The 19455-nt window shown below is 63.3% G+C and carries 13 protein-coding genes; 3 read left to right on the plus strand and 10 right to left on the minus strand.

The features are described from left to right. Positions 1–16: 16 nt before the first annotated feature. Complete coding sequence (locus SSA02_RS07650) at positions 17–1423, plus strand: M20 family metallopeptidase (RefSeq protein WP_147093485.1); 1407 nt, start codon at positions 17–19, stop codon at positions 1421–1423. A gap of 165 nt (positions 1424–1588) precedes the next feature. On the opposite strand, the gene SSA02_RS07655 is transcribed toward SSA02_RS07650, so the two are convergent. The 3 genes from SSA02_RS07655 to SSA02_RS07665 form a co-directional block, all read right to left on the minus strand. Next, a complete protein-coding gene (locus SSA02_RS07655) occupies positions 1589–2473 on the minus strand; it encodes a sugar phosphate isomerase/epimerase family protein (protein WP_147093486.1) in 885 nt (294 codons plus the stop codon). Between the two features lie 360 nt (positions 2474–2833). Further along, positions 2834–3541: a histidine phosphatase family protein gene (locus tag SSA02_RS07660; RefSeq protein ID WP_147093487.1), complete on the minus strand. Its 708-nt coding sequence runs from the start codon at positions 3539–3541 to the stop codon at positions 2834–2836. Continuing rightward, positions 3538–5616, minus strand: a complete 2079-nt coding sequence (locus SSA02_RS07665) for a hypothetical protein (protein WP_147093488.1) — start codon at positions 5614–5616, stop codon at positions 3538–3540. Before SSA02_RS07665 ends, SSA02_RS07660 begins: the two co-directional genes overlap by 4 nt. Before the next feature lie 309 nt (positions 5617–5925). Between SSA02_RS07665 and SSA02_RS07670 the strand changes: the two genes are divergently transcribed. After that, the gene (locus tag SSA02_RS07670; protein ID WP_147093489.1) at positions 5926–7197 is read left to right on the plus strand and encodes a DUF2254 domain-containing protein; all 1272 of its coding nucleotides are present in this window, start codon (positions 5926–5928) and stop codon (positions 7195–7197) included. 197 nt (positions 7198–7394) lie between these two features. Here the strand turns inward: SSA02_RS07670 and SSA02_RS07675 are convergent, their stop codons facing one another. From SSA02_RS07675 to miaA, 5 genes are all read right to left on the minus strand, one after another. Then, positions 7395–11726, minus strand: a complete 4332-nt coding sequence (locus SSA02_RS07675; protein ID WP_186807720.1) for a Hint domain-containing protein — start codon at positions 11724–11726, stop codon at positions 7395–7397. A 722-nt stretch (positions 11727–12448) separates the two neighbouring features. Then, on the minus strand, positions 12449–13468 hold the full coding sequence (ilvC, locus tag SSA02_RS07680; RefSeq protein ID WP_147093491.1) for a ketol-acid reductoisomerase: 1020 nt from the start codon (positions 13466–13468) through the stop codon (positions 12449–12451). Then, a complete protein-coding gene (gene ilvN / locus SSA02_RS07685; protein WP_147093492.1) occupies positions 13468–13995 on the minus strand; it encodes an acetolactate synthase small subunit in 528 nt (175 codons plus the stop codon). Before ilvN ends, ilvC begins: the two co-directional genes overlap by 1 nt. After that, positions 13995–15791: a biosynthetic-type acetolactate synthase large subunit gene (gene ilvB / locus SSA02_RS07690; protein WP_147093493.1), complete on the minus strand. Its 1797-nt coding sequence runs from the start codon at positions 15789–15791 to the stop codon at positions 13995–13997. The genes ilvN and ilvB overlap by 1 nt, the downstream gene beginning before the upstream one ends. Before the next feature lie 32 nt (positions 15792–15823). Then, entirely contained in the window at positions 15824–16822 is a 999-nt protein-coding gene (gene miaA, locus SSA02_RS07695; RefSeq protein ID WP_147093494.1) for a tRNA (adenosine(37)-N6)-dimethylallyltransferase MiaA, read from the minus strand. A 41-nt stretch (positions 16823–16863) separates the two neighbouring features. On the opposite strand from miaA, the gene serB reads away from it, so the two are divergent. After that, positions 16864–17754, plus strand: a complete 891-nt coding sequence (gene serB / locus SSA02_RS07700; protein ID WP_147093495.1) for a phosphoserine phosphatase SerB — start codon at positions 16864–16866, stop codon at positions 17752–17754. A gap of 61 nt (positions 17755–17815) precedes the next feature. On the opposite strand, the gene SSA02_RS07705 is transcribed toward serB, so the two are convergent. After that, entirely contained in the window at positions 17816–18004 is a 189-nt protein-coding gene (locus SSA02_RS07705) for a helix-turn-helix transcriptional regulator (protein WP_147093496.1), read from the minus strand. Positions 18005–18183: 179 nt separating this feature from the next. Continuing rightward, entirely contained in the window at positions 18184–19335 is a 1152-nt protein-coding gene (locus SSA02_RS07710; RefSeq protein ID WP_147093497.1) for a lipase family protein, read from the minus strand. Between the last annotated feature and the right edge of the window lie 120 nt (positions 19336–19455).

A 19455-nucleotide genomic window follows, 5' to 3' on the forward strand; every position in this document is an offset into this window, starting at 1 on the left:
GAAGGAAACCCTGCCGATGAAGAATTCCGATGCCATTCTCTCCTTCGTCGATGATCGCGCCGAGAGTCTGATCGCCCTCAGCGACGCGGTCTGGGAGGTGCCGGAAACCAATTTCGAGGAAATCCGTTCCTGCGCCCTGCACACGGACAAACTCGTCGAGGAAGGCTTCCGCGTCACCCGCAATGTCGCGGACATCCCCACTGCCGTGATGGGAGAAGCCGGGGAAGGCGGTCCTGTCATCGCCTTCCTCGGCGAATACGACGCATTGCCCGATCTGACCAACGCAGCGGGTGCGACGGAACACACGCCCCTCCCCGGCAATGGCAATGGCCATGCCTGCGGCCATAATCTTCTGGGCTCTGCGGCCCTTCTGGCTGCCACCGCCCTCAAGAATTTCCTTGCCGCCCACAAGCTTCCGGGGCGTATCCGCTATTACGGCTGTCCCGCCGAGGAAGGCGGTGCGGGCAAGGCCTTCATGGTGCGCGAGGGAGTCTTCAGGGACGTGGACGCGGCAATTTCCTGGCATCCTCTCTATTTCACCGGGGTTTTCCCTCCCGCCTCGCTCGCGAATATACGCCTCGATTTCACCTTTCACGGCAAGGCCGCCCATGCCGCCGCCGCTCCCTTCCTCGGACGGTCCGCGCTCGATGCGACGGAACTGATGAATATCGGCGTCAATTATCTGCGCGAACATATGCTGCCCAGTTCCCGGATCCATTATGCCTATCTCGACGCGGGCGGCACAGCACCGAACGTCGTCCAGGCCCGGACGACCATCCGCTATGTCGTGCGCACGCTCGACCTGTCGGAGCTCCCGCCATTGCTGGGACGCGTGCGCAGGATTGCCGAAGGCGCCGCCCTCATGACGGAGACACGGGTGGAGGAGCGCGTGATCAGTGCCATGGCCAATCTTCTGCCCTGCCCGCCTCTCGAACGCCTCATGCAGGCGAATCTCGAGCGTCTTGGCCCTCCACCATTCGACGAGGACGATCGGCAGTTCGCGCGGGCAATGCAGGAGACCTTCCCGAAAACCGATATCGCTTCGGCTTTCCGCATGGTCGGGCAGGACGTAGCCCTCGACAGGCCCCTGGCGGATTTCGTTCTTCCGGCATCGGGAACACACGCCTCTCTCGGATCGACCGATGTGGGGGATGTCAGCTGGACGGTCCCAACGGTCCAGGCGCTCGGCGCGACCTGCGCCATCGGCACCCAGTTGCACTCCTGGCAGATGACGGCGCAGGGGAAATCGTCGATCGCCCATAAGGGCATGGTCCATGTCGCCAAGATCATGGCGATGACCGGGCTGGATCTGATCCTCCAGCCGGATCTGCTCGCAGAGGCGAAGGCAGACCATGCCGCCCGGCTTTCGGCCCAGCCCTATGAAACCATGATCCCGGCAGATACGCGTCCCTCGAAGGACTGAGTGCGTTTCCGACCCCATGCCCGTCCCGGTTACCGACCCTCGGGGGCTACCTGGCCGTGGGAGTTACCGGGTCGTGGGAGTCACCGGGCCGTGGGGGTTATCGGGCCGCGGGAATTACCGGGTGAGCGGGGTCACAGCGACACCGGGGTTACGGTGACCCCGGAATCATGACGACACGCGCAAGGCGGCGGCCTCGCGTGCGGATTTGATCTGCACCTCGGTGAAGGCGCGTGCATGGGCGGCCAGATCGTATCCGTCGGTCCACAGATCGCGCCAGATTCCGAGAATGCCCTCGAGAGGCTGCCCGACCACCGCGCTCGAAAAGGACTCGAAGGTGATCGGCCCCTCATAGGCGATCTGGTTCAGCGCCCGGAAGATACGGGAGAACGCGATCGAACCCGAGCCGAGATAGCCGCGATGGGACTCACCGGTATGAAAATAGCCGAGAAGCGAACCGGCTTCGCGAATGGCCTCGGCAGGATCCGCCTCCTCGATATTCATGTGATAGCAATCGAGATGCAGCTTCACATTCGGCATATCGACGCGCCTGACATAGGCGATGGCCTGTCGCGCCGTGTTGAGCACATTCGATTCGTAGCGATTGACCACTTCCATGCCGAGCGTGATCCCGCTCGCCTGCGCCTTCCCGGCCACCTTGCGCATCACGGCCACGGAGTTGCGCAATCCGGCTTCGGTCGTAGGGGTCTCGTATTTGCGGAATGCCGAATAGAGAATACCGCAGACATGAGTGGCGCCCAGATCGCGCGCGAGCGAAACGGCATCGAGGAGATGCGCCTCCCCGCGCCTTACGCAATCGGCATCTTCGGAGGAGATATCCATCCCGGCCGTGAGCCCGAAGGACATCGTGACGCCAAGCCGGTTCCGTTCGAGCTCACGCAGGGTCGAGGCCACGTCGAAGGCCGCGAGATCCATGGTCGAGACCTCGATCAGATCGTATCCCAGCGCAGCAGTCGCCTCGATGGCTTTTGCGGCGTCGTCCGGGGTCCAGTGCGGCGTCCAGACGAAAGCGTGAAGTCCGAGCTTGTTCATGAATCCGGTCCTCCGTGGGGAGATGCAACCCGAACCGCGATCAGCCAGCGCGCCAGCCTCCCTCGAGAGGCATGCCGGATCCCGGCGGGGATCCGCCGGACACAGGCAGGCGAGGTCCCGGTCAGGGCATCCGTCAGGCGCGGAGACGCGATATCCGGACTCCACCGGGATCGGCCATCCGACCCCGGAAAAAGCCTAGATGAACCCGAAATGAACAGCGAATGACGTTCATGTTATTTTTTGTCACGGCGGCAACGCGAAGAACCGGATGCGCCCGATCTTGGATGCCCGATCTGGAAAGCCCGATCTGGAAAGCCCTGTCCGTTGCGTGAGCCTTCGCGCGTGCCCTATCGGGTGCGCTCAGTCCGCGACCAGACTTGCAGGAAGCTCGTTCACGGTCACGACGCGCCAGACACCGCCGATACGCTCCAGAATGGAGAGGGACAGGTTCTGGATCGAAAAGCGCAGGGCCGTGTCGGGATGCACGTTCAGCGCGTGGGAAATAGCCGCGCGTATCGCTCCGCCATGGCTGACGACGACCGTATCGCGGCCCTCGTTCTGATCGGCCTGCTCGTCGAGAGCATGACCCACCCGCGCGCAGACATCGAGCATGCTTTCGCCACCGGGAGGCTGTTCCGAGGCCGAGAGGGACCAGAAATTATGGGCGGTCTGGCGCAGGCGGAGCGGCAATTCGTGATGGGGCAGATTATGCCACTCACCCATCGATTGTTCCGTGAAACGCGGCTCGATGGTCAGATCGCGCGTGCCGTATCCCGCAGCGAAGATTGCGCGCGCGGTATCCTGGGCACGCTTGAGCGGCGAGACGACCCAGCGAGCCCCGGAGGGCAGACGCCGCCCGAGAGCGGCATAATAGGGCACCTGCAAGGCAAGGCTCTCGCTGCAGAGTTCCACATCCATCGCACCGTAGACACGCATGCGCGCGGCCGCCTCGACAATGGCATGACGCACCAGCCAGAAACGGGTCACGCCCGAAGGCAGCTGCATGGAATCGAGAAAATGCCCGTGCCCCGGAGCGGTCTCGGACGGTATCGACGGGTTCTGACTCATGAGATCAGGGACCTTCGCAAAGCATGTGAATAAGGCGCATAACGCGGAACGGGATCGACGGACTCGAGCATGTCGAGATGGGAAAGGATGAGCGTGATCTTCGCAAGCGCCCGCCCCACATCCGCGAATTCGCGCGCAAGACGTACCTCGTCGGTCAACCCCGCATGGGAAGGCTCTCCGGAGACGAGACGCGCGCCGGCGCACAGCCTCAGGGCTCCGGCCGGGGCACCTGCGAGCGACGGATGGGGAATCGGAACGGGCTGGCCGAGATGACAGAGCAGCGCGGCGAGCGGCTCGCCCGGAAGATGCGGCGAGAGATCGGCGTTCAGCCAGCGATGAACGGCGCGCGCGCGCGTGAGGTCGAGCGGTCTGTCCGGCGCCGCAGGATCGCGCAGCAGAAACGAGAAAACCGTGGGGACGCTGTCCCATCCCTCCCGTCCGTGCAGGGGTGCGCGCGCGAGTTCGGGCACGGGCAGGAGCTCGAGATCGTCATGCGCGGCGATTTCGGTGCGCGCCGCACATTCGAAACGCCGGAGCGTGTCGCGGATACGGCCGTCCGGCACCGAGGCAAAGGCCTCGCTCTCGGCCAGAGCGGCCTGCCATCGCAGCGCCAGACCGATATTGCCGTCGCGGGGAAGATAACAGGCGCCGAACATCTCGGGCCATTCGGATCGGTGGAAATAGGCGCATAGACCGCGCGGCAGGGCAAAATGCCTGAGCGCATCGACACAGCATTCCGGCAGAAGCAGCGCGCCGCAGAAAGGCGGTCCGGTCAGGAATTTCGATCCGGTAGTCATGACGAGTATGCCATCGGCCACCATCATGCGCAGACGCTCGGGCGCAAGACGCGCCTGACAGGCATCCACCACCACCGTCAGCTGCTCCGGATAGCGCGCACGAAGCGCCGTGAGGACCGCCGCACGCGGGCCGACCAGACCCGTCTTCGACATGTCGAGCTGGTGGAGAATGACGTGATAGCCGTCCTCGATCGAACGCTGCACCAGAGCGAGGCAATCGGCGTCGATCTCGTCGGCGGTGCGTGGCGTGCCGTCTTCCCTGCGGATGGCGATCCCTGCGACCTCGGTATCCTGCGGGAATCCCGGCAGGGTCTGGGCCTTGTCGGTCGCTGTGCCGAGAGCGGTCCCGTCGGCGAAATGACAGCCGCGCGCGGCCAGAGGAACACCGCTGCCGGTTTCATCCGGGGCGATCAGGATGTTGCGAACGGGACGCCCGCGGGCCTGCATGAGCCCGATCGCAAGTACTGCCAGCTCGCAATCCGTGCCCGAGGCCGCGAGCACCACCGACTCTCCCGATTTGAGCCCGTGCAGCGCCGCAATCTGGCGGCGCGTCTTCTGGCTTGCTGCCTCGCGCGCCCGGACGGGCGCCATGCCGTCGAGGCAGTTCTGCATGTAGCGGCGCCGCGCCTGCTCGGCGCCCAGAAAGCCGCGTTCCGAAAGAGACGACGCCGTGGAAGACGAGAACGTCACCGCCCAGGGACGGGGTCTGTGCGAACATCCGTAGCGGTTCAGTCCGGTTCCCGGATCAATGACAAGTCGTTCGTCCCCGCCATCGGCCATGAGATATTCCGCCGGGGCGATGCTTTCCCAGAAGGGACGCAGACGCGCAAGAAGCGTCCCGGGAGAATGGATCGTGACGGAAGCCTCCGGACAGAACTGGGTCAGTTTCGGCCAGAGCGAGGTCACGACGAACGAGGAGGGAGGCTGAGGCCCCGAGAAATCGGGCAGCCAGTCCAGCCCGGCCGGAAGGTCGTGCTCATCGCAATCCAGCCGATGGAACAGGGATGCGACACGGGCGGCAACGAGGGCCGCGAGAGGACGATCCTCGTCCGGGAGGATCTGGAGGAGAAAGCACCACTCCAGCGCGTAGCGCAGAAGGGTCGGGGCAATATCCGGACGCTCGAACGCCATGGCACCGAGCGTGATCCGGGACGATGTCACGGCGAAAGGAAGGGAAAGACCCGGCGAAAGGCTGAAAACCGTCTGATCCGAGAGACTTTGCAGATCCGGGCGATCGAGCGCCGCGAACAAACTCTCTGTTACTGTTTCCGCAAGCACGCCACTTCTTCCCGTTCAGAACCGGGTCCCAACATAGACCAGCCCCACGCGATCCCCAAATGAGCACTCTGTAACCGCCGCCACAGGCAATGCCGCGCCCGGCCCTGCGGCGTCATTCCTCCTGATCCCCCTCGATCCCTCCCCCTTGATTCCCCCCCTGATTTCCCCTTCGGCGAACCGCCTCCCTGCACGGTCGTTTACATGCGGCTATCCGTCCCGTCATACGGCTCCGTCGCAGGGAGGGGGCGAGCGCTTCGCAGTTCGAAGCCTCTTTTCTTTTCGTCAATTCCGGCAGGTGCGCATCGACCCATGTCACGACTTGAATGGCTGTTCTCGAGGCTCGACCGCACCCTGAGCGTCAAGGTCTCGCTTTACGCTTTGCTCGGTGTGGCCGCCGCTTCGATCGCCTCGCTCTTTTCCCACTACGTCCATTGGGCGATGCCGTTCGACATCACCCCGTCGGCCATCGAAAGCCTGCTTGGCATCATCGCCTCGAGCATGCTGACCGTAACGACCTTTTCGGTGAATGCCCTGACCTCGGCCTATAGCTCGGCGACCTCGAACGGAACGCCCCGGGCCACGATCCTCCAGGAGCAGGACCGCCTCGTCCAGTCGGTTCTCGCAACCTTCATCGGATCGTTCCTTTTCAGCATCGTGGCGCTCATTGCCCTCAAGGTCAGCGCTTACGGACCCGAGGGGCGCGCGGTGCTGTTTCTCGTCACCATCGCGATCATCGTGCTGATCGTGCTCGCATTGATCCGCTGGATCGGCCATCTCGCGAAGCTGGGACGGGTCGGCGACACGATCGACCGGCTGGAAAAGGCGACCAAAGGCGCCATGACAGCCTGGATGGCGCGACCCTATCTCGGCGGAGCGCCTCTGCGCGAAGAGGTCGTACTGCCCCCCGCGACCGGGAAGATCGAGGCCGGGGACGTCGGCTATATCGCGTTCATCGATACGGGGCACATCGCCGAGCTGTGCGAGGAAAAGGCATTCGAGGCGGTGCTTCAGGTTCTGCCGGGGGCCTTCGTCTATCGCGACAGCATTCTCCTGCGTCTGCATGGCGGCACGTCACCCCTCGATCCGACGCTTTCGAAACAGTTCCGGAACGCGTTTGTCCTGCGCACGGCACGCTCCTTCGATCAGGACCCGCGTTTCGGTCTGATCACCCTGACCGAGGTTGCCCTGCGCGCGCTCTCTCCTGCGGTGAACGACCCGGGAACGGCCATCGATGTCATCGGTCGGCAGACACGGCTCATGACGCTGTGGTGTACGGAGCACCCCGCTCCGGCGGATACCGAGCCGCGTTATCCGCGCCTCCATGTTCCGCCTCTGGCCTGCGGCGATCTGTATGAGGATGCCTTCAATCTGATCGGGCGGGATGGTGCAGGCCAGATCGACGTTGCCCTGCGTCTCCTCAAGGCGCTCGAAGCGCTGAGCCGTCTCGGACCGCCGACGGCCCGGGCCGCTGCGATCCGTCAGTTCCACCTCGCTTTCGCCCGGGCGGAAACGACCCTCCCCACCGAACACGAACGCGCCCGCCTTTGCGAGCTTCGCGATCGCTTCACGGGCGCGGCCTGACATTCCTCAGAAAAGGAACGGCCGGAAAGGAAAAGGCCGCCAGAAAAAGTCCGGGAGAAAAAGACCGGGAGAAAAGGCCAGAAAAGGCACCCGGGGGAGGCAGTGGAAGCCCACCCCGGGTGGTCCCGCGCCGGATGGGCACCACGGGGGAGCCCTCCCTGCCCCCTCCCGGAAAGATCCGGGGAGATCCGGGGAGATCAGGCCGATCTGCGCAGGACGTCCTCGGCCGGATCGACCGCATAGACCGCGCTTCCGACCAGCGCGATGCCCAGCAGCCCCTCGCTTCGTGCAAGGTTCGGATCGAGCGGTATCAGGGCGTGGCCATCGGTCCAGCGGCTGTCGCCGCCTTCCAGCCCATGCCACCCCGCAAGAGCGGGTTCGCGGAGATGCGTCTCCACCAGGGCCGTCATCTCTCCCGCATAATGGGTGATCTGTCCGATCCTGACGCCAAGCGCACGGCGGTCATCCACGAACGGCCCGATGAGATCGCATGGCCGCCCCGCATGCGAGACGATCCAGAGCTTTCCGGTGCCCGCCGGGAGACGATAGAGATGGATATCGCCCACACGGCGCAGAAGCGGAAGCTCGGTACCCGCCCCGGTGACGAGACGCAGCCCGGGATCTTCTGTCAGGGTAGGCGCGCTGGGCGCGCAGGGAAGCCCCGCCATGTCCTCCGCACGGGTCTGGAGTGCCCTGAAGATCGGCTCGACGAAGTGCCGCCCGGTTTCCAGAGGCGCTGCGGCGTCGTGCTCCCAGGAGGACAGTCTCATGCGGATCACGCCATCCGCTCCGGTCTGCCGGTCGAAAACCCCGCTATTTCCCGTATCCAGATAGCTCTCGGTCTCGAGATCGTTGGCAAAGATCACGGAATGACGATCCAGCCCGATATGATGATAGCTATAGGCCGTCATCTCCTCGTCATACCGGATGGACCGGCCGTTCACGAGCATTCTCACGGGAACGAAGCGCCCGTCGACGAGGAAGCAATGCTCAGCGGTCACGAGCAGATCGCTGGATGGCCGCCCTTCCCCGAAGGCGTCGGCATGAATACGTACGGGGAGCCCGGACTGATCGAGAGGCAGATTCGGTTTCGCCCGGGTTTCCTTGCTGCCGATCCATGTCACGGGTCGATAGGTCACGCCCTCCTTCTCGCGACAGGCGATCATGTCACCGACCGAAAGCGTCTCGACCGCTCTGGCACCGGACACGGTCCTGATCATGGCCCCGGTGACGAAACAGGTCTCGACCGGTGTCCTGTTGACATAGAGCACGGCACCCTCGGCGAGAGATGGCGTCGTGACCTCGGCACCCGGGGCGATATACATGATACCGCCTTTGCCGACCGAGGGGTTCACGGCCGTGGCATCCTGATGCACCACGACCCAGTCATCGCCATAGCCGCTGTTGTACCAGACATCGTCGACGGATCGCGCACCCGGCAGGACATGTGTCGGGACGGAATTGAAGGCGTTGGCGCTGGTCGTGCCGCCGCCATAAACGACGACGCCCCCGTCGCGGATATAGGAGTCCGTGAGCGTACCACCATAGGAGACATGGATACCGACGCCATATCCCGACAGGCCCGATGCCACGGCATCGCTCATGACGTAGAGCACCGCTCCGTTGGCGAGGGCTACCGGCGACTGCACGGTGGCGCCGTTGCTCTGATAGACGGTGGCGCCATTGACGAAGACGGCCGACCAGACCCCTGCGAGCGTCGTTCCGCTCGACGGAGGCAGAGCGGGCGGGATCGTGACGGCTCCGCCATAAGGCGAACGGCTCTCGAGATAGCCCGACGATCCGACGACCACGTCGCCCACGATCCTGACACCGCTCTGGACGTTCATCAACGCGCCGTTGCCGACCGTGATCTCCTGCAGATAGGCGCCGGACAGCACGTTGATGCCGTCATCGCCATAGCCGCTGTTGTACCAGACATCCTTGACCGAAGACGCGCCGGAATAGAAGTTTGTCGGGATCGAATTGAACTGGTTCTCTCTGGTTACGCCGCCGGAGAACACGTTGACGCCGCCATCGTAGATATAGCAGTTCTCGAGCGTTCCTCCCGCAGAGACGAAGACGGCAGCCCCATAGCCCGACATACCGGATGCAACCGCGCCGCTCATGACATGGAGCGCCGCGCCGTTTCCGAGCGTGGCAGGCCACTGGAGGGTGAGTCCGTTGCTCTGGAAGACGGTCGCCCCACCGGAATTCACCGCAGACCAGGTGCCGTAGAGCACATTGACGGTTTCGTACGCGCTGCCAGCCAGAGACATGCCCGAGTAATACCGGGTCGCCGACTGGACATTGCCGCCCGAGACGGCTGCAAAGCCGACGACCGTGCCGGAAACGAAAACGGCGGAGCCTCCGCTTGCCACGGCGATATCCTGACCGCTCCCTCCACCCTGGACCTGGAGATAGCCGCCGGAAAGCACCTGGGCGCCCTGGACCGACGCCCCGTTGGTAAAGGTCGCCCAGTTATTGTCATATCCGCTGTTGAACCATGTATCGTCGAAAGAACGGGCACCGCTCGCATAGGTCGTCTCGGTCGAGTTCAGCGCATTGTCCCGGGTCAGCCCTCCGGAATAGACCGCAATCGCCCCGTTATTGATCTCGGATTCGAGCAGCGTTCCTCCGGAGCTGACATGGATCGCGACATTCTGACCCGTGAGCCCGGAGACGACCGCACCGCTCTGCACGATCAGCGAGGCGCCGTTCCCCATGGCCACCGGCCAGCGAACCGTGGTGCCGTTATTCTGGTAGACGGTCTCTCCGCTGAGGACGACAGCCGACCACGACCCGTTGAGAACCGTGACATTGTCATAGGTGCTGTGGGTGAGCGTCATACCCGAATAGAACGCATTGCCCGACTGGACATATCCGCCTCCGGTCGCCGTGAAGCCGGTCACGGAATTGGGCTGGAAAACAGCCGAGCCGTGATCGGCAATCATGAGATCGCGCCCGCTTCCCCCGTTCTGGACCTGGAGATAGCCACCGGAGAGCACCTGGGCGCCCTGGACCGAGGCCCCGTTGGTAAAGATCGCCCAGTTATTGTCGTATCCGCTATTGAACCAGACATCGTCGAGAGAACGGGCCCCGGACGCATAGTTGGTTTCGGTCGAGTTCAGGGCATTGCCCCGGGTCGTACCGCCAGCATAAACCGCGATCGCCCCGTTATCGATCTTCGAATCGCTCAGCGTGCCGCCATTCTGGACATGGATCGCAACACCGGTCCCCACGATGCCGGAAGCCACCGCGCCGCTCTGCACCAGCAGAGAGGCTCCGTTGCCGAGTGCAACGGGCCACTGGAGGGAAACCGCCCCGCTCTGGAAGACGGTCGCGCCGCTGAGAGAAACGGCCGACCAGGTACCGTAGAGAATATTGACGTTGTTCTGCGGCACCTGCTCCAGGGTCATCCCGGAGTAATAGGCATTGCCCGACTGGACATTACCGCCATCGATCGCCTTGAATCCCGTGACCGTTCCGGAAACGAAGACGGCCGAGCCGCCTCCTGCCACGATGATGTCCGTACCCCGACCGCCATTCTGGACCTGAAGATAGCCGCCGGACGAAACCTGTGCACCGGTGACCGTCGCACCATTGGCAAAGGTCGCCCAGTTATTGTCATATCCGCTGTTGAACCAGGTATCGTCGAGAGAACGGGCCCCGGACGCATAATTGGTCTCGGTCGAATTCAGGGCGTTGTCCCGGGTCACGCCGCCTGAAAGAACAACGATCGCCCCGTTATTGATTTCCGAGGCGAGCAGCGTGCCGCCGTCTCGCACCTGTATCGAGACATTCGTTCCGACCATTCCGGACGCGACTGCGCCGCTCTCGACGATCAGCGCCGCTCCGTTGCCGAGAATGGCAGGCCAGGCGACGGTCGTCCCGTTGCTCGAATAGACGGTTGCCCCGCTGAGCGCGACTGCGCTCCAGGTTCCGTTCAGTACGGGAACCGTATCGTAGAACGCCCCGCCGATGACCAGACCGGAATGAAAGCTGTTGCCCGACTGGACGTATCCGCCGCCGGTGGCGGTAAATCCGTTGACCGTGCCGGAAACGAAAACGGCCGAGCCGCCACCCGATACAGTGATATCGGCACCCGCCGCGCCATTCTGGACCTGAAGATAGCCCCCGGACGAGACGGTCGCGCCTGTGACCGTGGCGCCGTTGGCAAAGATGGCCCAGTTATTGTCGTATCCGCTGTTGAACCAGGTATCCTCGAGCGACCGCGCACCCGAGGCATAGACCGTCTCGGTGGAGTTCAGCCGATTGCTCTGGGTCACGCCGCCAGAGGACACCACGATTCCGGCATTGGCGATGTCCGAATCGACCAGTGCGCCGCCAGAGAGCACGTGTATGACCGCATTCGAGCCGGTGAGCCCCGAAACCGTGGCCCCGCTCTGCACGATCAGGGTCGCGCCATTGGCGAGCGTCGCGGGCGCCTTTCTGGCAACACCATTGCTCAGATAGATCGTCGTGCCCTTTTCGTTATAGGCAGACCAGGTACCACTGAGAACAGAGATCATGTGCTTCTCATCAATCTGGGACGGTTTCGGGAATCGAAGACGTCGGACGACACGAGATACGAAGACCATCGTATCCCTGATGGAGGATGCCTATATTCTCATGTTTTCATTGATCAATAATTGTATTTATAACGTTCTTTCCCGTGCAAGAATGCTCTATATAACTACAAAGTCGAAAATCCATCTTCGAATAGCGCCGCATAATCAGTTCTGCTTCGCAATTCGTTAACACTATATTAACGATCAGTACGGACACGAATCTATATTCGTTGTTTATTCCGTCATCGGAAAATATAATCATTTATGACGATTCTGGAACGGTTTGTGCCTATAGTTCAGGTTGAAAAGTTTCCTCTATTTGTATTTTCAAAATAATGCATTTAATATTTTATAGTTTTAAAAACACATCCTGATACGCCAACAGACCCGCCCCGATATGTGTTCCTCCGACAAAAACGCCCGGGAAACACGTCCAGGAAACACGCCCGAACGGAATCGACGACAGAGAAAGGGAGAGGGAGAGGGAGGGTATCTTCGAGCGTTCCGCATCGAACGCGGTGTCCGGACTTGTCCGACGCAGGCCCGTAGGCAGCAAAAACCCCGGACACGCAGCGCGCATCCGGGGCCGGGCCCCTCCGGAGAGGGGCAGGCTCGGGCGGGAGAACACTCCCCCGCCCGAACGGGTCTATCGGACCGCCGATCGGACTCCGATGGCGCGTGCCTCAGTTCCTGGCCTTGTCCACCAGCTTGCCCTTGGCGATCCAGGGCATCATCTCACGCAGCTTCGCACCGGTCTTCTCGATCTGGTGCGCGTCGTTGCGGGCACGGATGGCCTTGAAGCCAACGCCGCCGGACTGGTTTTCGAGAATGAAGTTACGCACGAAAGTGCCGTCCTGGATATCGGTCAGAACGCGCTTCATCTCGGCCTTGGTTTCAGCCGTCACGATACGCGGGCCGGTGACATACTCGCCATACTCGGCCGTGTTCGAGATCGAGTAGTTCATGTTCGCAATGCCGCCTTCATAGATCAGATCCACGATCAGCTTCATTTCATGCAGGCACTCGAAATAGGCCATTTCGGGAGCGTAGCCGCCCTCGACCAGCGTCTCGAATCCGGCGCGGATCAGCTCGACCAGACCGCCGCACAGCACGGCCTGCTCACCGAACAGATCGGTTTCGACCTCTTCCTTGAAGCTGGTCTCGATAATGCCGGCGCGGCCGCCACCATTGGCCGAGGCATAGGACAGGGCGATTTCGAGCGCCTGACCCGTTGCGTTCTGGGCAACGGCCACGAGCGACGGCACGCCGCCGCCCTTCTGGTATTCCGAACGCACCGTGTGGCCGGGGCCCTTGGGTGCCACGAGGAACACGTCCAGATCGGGACGGGCTTCGATGATGCGGAAATGGATCGACAGACCATGCGCGAAGACGAGCGCTGCGCCGTGCTTCAGGTTCTTCTCGAGCGATTCCTTGTAGAGTGCGCCCTGGCCTTCGTCAGGCGTCAGAACCATCACGACATCGGCCCAGGCAGCGGCATCGGCAGGAGTCATGACCTTGAAGCCGGCACCTTCTGCCTTGGCAACGGCCGAGGATTCGGGACGCAGGCCGATGACCATGTCGGTCACGCCGCTGTCCTTCAGGTTGTTGGCATGGGCGTGACCCTGGCTGCCATAGCCGATGATGGCGACCTTCTTGCCCTTGATCAGGCCCAGATCACAGTCACGATCGTAATAGACGCGCATCAGAAAGACTCCTCGATGGATTGAAAGACGTCAGAACCACGCCCGATGGCGGCAATTCCCGTCCGGGACACTTCCGCAAGACCGAGCGGTTGCATCAGTTCGACGAAAGCGTCGATCTTCTCGGCGCTTCCCGTCAGTTCGAAAACGAAAGACCCTGCCGAGGTATCGACAGGATGGGCACGAAACGCCTGTGCGATACGCATCCCCTCGGTGCGCATCTCGCCCTTGCTCACCACCTTGATCAGGGCGAGCTCGCGCGCCACATGCGGGCCGCATTCCGTCAGATCCCTCACGCCATGCACGGGGATGAGCCGGTCGAGCTGCGCCTTGATCTGGGTGATCACCATCTCGGTGCCCGAGGTCACGATGGTGATGCGCGACAGGTTGCGCGCGGCATCGATGGCCGAGACGGTGAGGCTCTCGATATTGTAGCCACGGCCCGAAAACAGACCGACGACACGGGCCAGGGCGCCGCTTTCGTTTTCGATCAGAACCGCGATAACGGCTCTCTGGATATCCTGTGCCATCAGACCAGCATCATGCCTTCTTGTGTGACCTTCGCCGCATTGGCCTCCTGATCGGGGCCGAGCAGCATCTCGTTATGCGGCGCGCCTGACGGGATCATCGGGAAGCAGTTTTCATCCTGCGCCACGCAGATATCCGCCACCACCGGGCCGTCATGACGCAGCATCTCGTCGATCACGCCATCCAGCTCGCCCACGCATGTGGCGCGCAGCCCCTTGCCATGGAAGGCCTCGGCCAGACGGATGAAATCGGGCAGCGCCTCGCTATAGGATTGCGAATAGCGCGAGCCATGCAGAAGCTCCTGCCACTGGCGCACCATGCCCATATAGCGGTTGTTCAGGATGAACAGCTTCACCGGCAGGCGGTACTGCGCCATGGTGCCGAGCTCCTGGATATTCATGAGCGTCGAGGCCTCACCGGCGATATCGATCACCAGCGCATCGGGATGCGCCACCTGCGCGCCGACTGCGGCGGGCAGGCCATACCCCATCGTGCCGAGGCCGCCCGAGGTCAGCCAGCGATTGGGCTTGTCGAACTGGAAATGCTGCGCGGCCCACATCTGATGCTGGCCGACTTCCGTGCTCACATACGTATCGCGCCCCAGAGCCTGCGTCGCCTCGTAGAGGCGGCGAATGGCATATTGCGGGCGGATGATGGCGCTCGGGGTCCGGTCCTGAACGAAACCGAAGGAATCGAGCGCGCGCCAGCCCTCGATCTGCGCCCACCACGGACCCAGATCCTGCCCGTCATCATCCCAGGCGGCCATAAGCGCCTCGATGGTGCGGCCCACATCGCCGACCAGCGGCACATCCACCCGGATGATCTTGTTGATCTGCGAGGGGTCGATATCGGCATGGACCTTGAACGAGTTGGGCGAGAACGCATCCACGCGCCCTGTCACACGGTCGTCGAAACGCGAGCCGAGCGCGATCAGCAGGTCGCAGCCATGCGTGGCCAGATTGGCCTCGTAGCTGCCATGCATACCAAGCATACCCAGAAACTGGCGGTCGGTGGTGGGGAAAGCCCCCAGACCCATCAGCGTGGAGGTGACCGGGAAATTGGTGCGGCGGGCGAAGCGACGCAGGGCGTCCGAGGCAGCGGGGCCGGCATTGATCACGCCGCCACCCGTATAGAGAAGCGGGCGTCTGGCACGCTTCATGGCCGCAATGGTCTGGCGGATCGCCTCGCCATCGGCGTCCAGATTGGGGCGATACGGGCGATGCAGACGCCCCTCCCCCGGTGCAGGCAGGGGGGCGTTTCCGACCGAGATATCCTTGGGCAGATCGATCAGCACAGGGCCGGGACGGCCGCCTGCGGCCACCTCGAACGCCTCACGCACGATCGGCGCCAGATCCTGACCGCGACGCACGAGATAATTATGCTTGGTGGCCGGGCGCGTGATGCCGGTCGTATCGGCTTCCTGAAACGCATCGTTGCCGATCAGCGCCGTAGGCACCTGACCGCACAGACAGACGAGCGGAATGGAATCCATCAGCGCATCGACCAGACCGGTCACGGCATTGGTGGCACCAGGGCCGCTGGTGACCAGCACCACGCCCACCTTGCCGGTGGAGCGCGCATAGGCTTCCGCCGCATGAACGGCGGCCTGCTCGTGGCGCACCAGAACGTGACGGATACGATCCTGCTTGAACAGCGCATCGTAGATGGGCAGCACCGCGCCGCCGGGATAGCCGAAAATGACCTCGACACCCTGCTCCACAAGCACGCGCAGGAGCACCTCGGCACCGTTGAGCGGCGCTGTCGAAGTTTTTCCGTTCTGCTGTGTTGACGCGTTCATGCGAGCGCACCCCTTTCATTGAGCGGGCGGGTTTATGATGGGTGTAAGGATTCGTCAATGGTCGATTGTATGAAAGTTGCTATTTTCTCGAATTCCCTTTTCGAAAATTGCGTACCATCCACATAACGTTGCAAGGAAATCATGCAGTCCTGCTCTGCGCCCAGCGCATGGTGGTTGAACCACGTCGCCTGGCGCCGCGTGTATTGGCCGGTGGCGATCACGGCGCGGGCGACAGCGTCTTCCATCGCAAGATTTCCGGCAAGGGCGGCGCCCAGTTCCGGCACGCCATGGGCGCGCATGGCGGGCAGGGCGGGCGAAAGACCCCGCGCCATGAGGCGTTCGACCTCTTCCATGGCGCCCATGGCCATCATGCGCGAAAACCGTTCCGCAATCGCCGCGCGCAGCGTGTCGCGCGGTGGATCGAGCCTGACGGATACGAAGCGGAACGGTGCCGGGGGCAGTCCCGGCTGGCTGCGCCAGTAGGTCAGCCCGCGCCCCGTCCCGCGCAGCACCTCCAGCGCGCGGGCCACACGCTGGCTGTCGGCAGGCCTCAGGGTCTGCGCGGTATCGGGGTCGTCGCGCAGCAGCATGGCATGCGCCCCTTCGCTCCCCTCGCTTTCGACGAGCGCGCGCGCCCAGTCGCGCGCCGCATCGCCGGGGTCGGGCACCTCGACCAGCCCCCCGAGCAAGGCACGCAGATACATCCCCGTACCGCCGCAGATTATAGGCATAAGGCCCTGCGCATGCGCAGCTGTCATTTCCGCCAGAGCCGCCTCGCGCCACCAGGCGACGCTACCGGGGCAGGCCGCATCGAGCACGCCATAGAGGCGGTGCGGCGCGCGCGCCTCGTCCTGCGCATCGGGACGGGCGGTCAGCACATGAAGATCGGCATAGACCTGCATGGAATCCGCATTGATGACGGCCCCGCGAAACCGTTCGGCAAGAGCGAGCGCAAGCCCCGACTTGCCCGAACAGGTGGGCCCCGCCACAATGAGGGCTGTCGGGGCGAGGGCAAACCGGGCGTCAGCCATGCTGTCTTGCTGTCCCAAGCGTTTCTACCAGATGGGCCAAGATGACCTTACCTTACGTTCTCGTTCTCGTTGCCGACCCTGCACAGGGCACCCTGTCCAAAGATGCCATCGACATTGCGCGGAACATGGTCAAGGGCAAGAACCCCATCGTGCTTTCGCCGGGCGAGGCGGTCGAGATACCGTGCCCTGCCCCGTCGCCCGGCGCACCGACCATCGCGACCATTCGCGCAACGCTTGCCCGTTACAGGACCGATGCGCTGATGGTCAAAAGCCGTGGCAGACGCAAGGCGGTCCTGATCGCCGATATGGACAGCACGATTCTCGCCGGGGAGACCCTCGACGAGCTCGCCGCCCTTCTGGGCTGCGGTGACGAGGTTGCGGAGCTGACCCGGCAATCGATGAACGGTACGCTGGATTTCGAGGACTCTCTCCGGGCGCGCGTCGCCCTGCTGAAGGGTCGTGAAACCGGCGTTCTCGAAGCCGTCTGGGAGTCTTCGCATCTGAATGCAGGCGCGCGCTGCCTCGTCCAGACCATGCGCGCCAACAACGCCCGCACCGCGCTCGTCTCCGGTGGCTTCACCTGGTTTACGTCCAGAGTGGCCGAGGCCTGCGGCTTCGACGAGCATCACGGCAATGTTCTCGGCATGGATGCAAACCGGTTCACGGGCGCGCTCGATGCCCCCGTACTCGGCCCCGACAGCAAACAGGAGCATCTCGAACGGCTTCTGGACGAGCGCGGCGTCAAGGCGTCGGCTGCCCTGGCGACAGGAGACGGGGCGAACGATCTCCCGATGCTGGCTCTGGCCGGTCTGGGAATCGCCTACAAGGCCAAGCCCAGAATCCGCCAGATGATCGACATGCAGGTCAATCACTCAACCCTGCGTGCCCATCTGTTCGCTCAGGGTTATCCGGCAAGCGTTTTCGTGGAGTAAAGGGTCATGGGGCGCTGCCCCATCCCCCGGGAAGGGGCGCACCCCTTTCATCCCCTTCTTTCTATGGGGTGAAGATGGCCTCGATGCTCATATCGAAGATTTTCGCGATGGCGAAAGCCAGAGGCAGGCTCGGGTCGTAACGCCCGTTCTCGATCGCATTGATGGTCTGGCGCGAGACGCCCAGCGCCTCGGCCAGCGCATTCTGGCTGAGCCCCTGAGCCAGACGCAGATCGCGCATGCGGTTTTTCACCGGTATTTCCGGTTGGTAAAGACAGCGCTGACAAACCACAGGCTCCCCATGATCGGCCAGACAGCGAAAGCGCGCAGAGCCAGATCTGCGAAGGACTCCCGCCCTCTGGCAGGTTCAGGGCGAAGCCCCCGGAGTGCCGGGTTTCACAAGGGCGTCGCGTCTTTCGGGAAAACCGCGTTTCACGGGCAGTCGGACGAAATCGACTCTCCCTTGAGACTCCGATCGGCAAAGGATGCGGCCTCGCTTGCGGCTGCGTTCAGCAAGGGGGAGTGCTCGACGCGATAGCGATGCACGCTGACCCGTGTGCCCGCGGAGCACAGGGCCTGCTTCAGCTTCTCCTGCTGGGTGGGCGGCACCTGGGTATCTCCGGTGGCGATGCCCAGCATGACCGGGGGAGCGAGCCTGAGCGAAGGATAGCGCGCCCATTGCAGCGCGGGGGCGAGCGCGTTTTCCGCATCGGGCTGGAACGTCGTATCGGGTGTGAGACCCGCATGCTCCACCGCTCCGAAGAACTCGCTGCGACAGAGTCTGGAGGCCTTGCGGTAATAGGGCAGTGCCTTGGGTTTGAAGGCGGTAGACGGATCGAAAGACGGATCTGCGGCGCCGAGCGAAGCGCCCAGAAGCAGCCCGTACACGACACCGGGTGCGAAGCGATGCGGGCCATGGGCGTGCGTCAGGATATGACCGGAATCTCCATCGAAATAAGGCGCCCCCAGAGCGATCGCCCCCTTGATCTGCAAGCTCGGCGCATAGGATCCGGCAAGAGATGCCGCAGCCAGCACTGCCTGCGCGCCCTGGTCGTGCCCCATCAGCACGACATGTCCGCTCAGCGCGCTGAAACGCCGCCGGGCTGCGCGCACGGAATCCAGCACGGCCATGGCCTCCGACCGCGAGTCGAGATAGAGCGGCGCGCCGGGTTCACCCAGACCGGGATAATCCGTGGCGACCACGGCATAGCCGCGTCGCAGCCAGGCGCCGTAGAACCGTGCCTGCGGCCCGCCGATCCCCATGACCGAAGGGGCGCAGGTCAGACCGATACCGCTCGTCCCGTGTGCCCAGGCGAGAACCGGCCACCCACCTGCGGGGGGTGTTCCCTGCGGGATCATCACCTCGGCAGACACGGCAACGAGACGGGTCCGGTCCTGTGCGTTCGTGCTCCGATAGGCCATGCGATAGGCCGATCCCGGTATGGCGACGTGCTTGCGATCGAGCTTGATCGCCTGCCCGGCCGCGACAGGGGCGAAACGCGATTCGGCGTCCTCATCCGCATCCATGGCACAGGCGGCGAGGGTCAGGGCTGAGATCGCCATTACGGCACATACAGAACGCATCGCTTCTCTTCGTTGTTGAATTCGAGGGGGCTGATTTCGGACGGGCTGATTTCGGAGGAACTGATTCGGCGGGGGAGGCAAAGCCGGGGAAGAACGACAGGACGGCGATGCGACCCGGCG

The sequence above is a fragment of the Swaminathania salitolerans genome (genome assembly GCF_007988945.1).
Taxonomy (GTDB): domain Bacteria; phylum Pseudomonadota; class Alphaproteobacteria; order Acetobacterales; family Acetobacteraceae; genus Swaminathania; species Swaminathania salitolerans.

Coding starts and splice junctions, on each gene's coding strand:
- SSA02_RS07650 (WP_147093485.1), top strand. CDS start 17: ATGAAGAATTCCGATGCCATTCTCTCCTTCGTCGATGATCGCGCCGAG.
- SSA02_RS07655 (WP_147093486.1), bottom strand. CDS start 2,473: ATGAACAAGCTCGGACTTCACGCTTTCGTCTGGACGCCGCACTGGACC.
- serB (WP_147093495.1), top strand. CDS start 16,864: ATGACCTTACCTTACGTTCTCGTTCTCGTTGCCGACCCTGCACAGGGC.
- ilvN (WP_147093492.1), bottom strand. CDS start 13,995: ATGGCACAGGATATCCAGAGAGCCGTTATCGCGGTTCTGATCGAAAAC.
- SSA02_RS07675 (WP_186807720.1), bottom strand. CDS start 11,726: ATGATCTCTGTTCTCAGTGGTACCTGGTCTGCCTATAACGAAAAGGGC.
- ilvC (WP_147093491.1), bottom strand. CDS start 13,468: ATGCGCGTCTATTACGATCGTGACTGTGATCTGGGCCTGATCAAGGGC.
- ilvB (WP_147093493.1), bottom strand. CDS start 15,791: ATGAACGCGTCAACACAGCAGAACGGAAAAACTTCGACAGCGCCGCTC.
- SSA02_RS07660 (WP_147093487.1), bottom strand. CDS start 3,541: ATGAGTCAGAACCCGTCGATACCGTCCGAGACCGCTCCGGGGCACGGG.
- SSA02_RS07710 (WP_147093497.1), bottom strand. CDS start 19,335: ATGCGTTCTGTATGTGCCGTAATGGCGATCTCAGCCCTGACCCTCGCC.
- miaA (WP_147093494.1), bottom strand. CDS start 16,822: ATGGCTGACGCCCGGTTTGCCCTCGCCCCGACAGCCCTCATTGTGGCG.
- SSA02_RS07670 (WP_147093489.1), top strand. CDS start 5,926: ATGTCACGACTTGAATGGCTGTTCTCGAGGCTCGACCGCACCCTGAGC.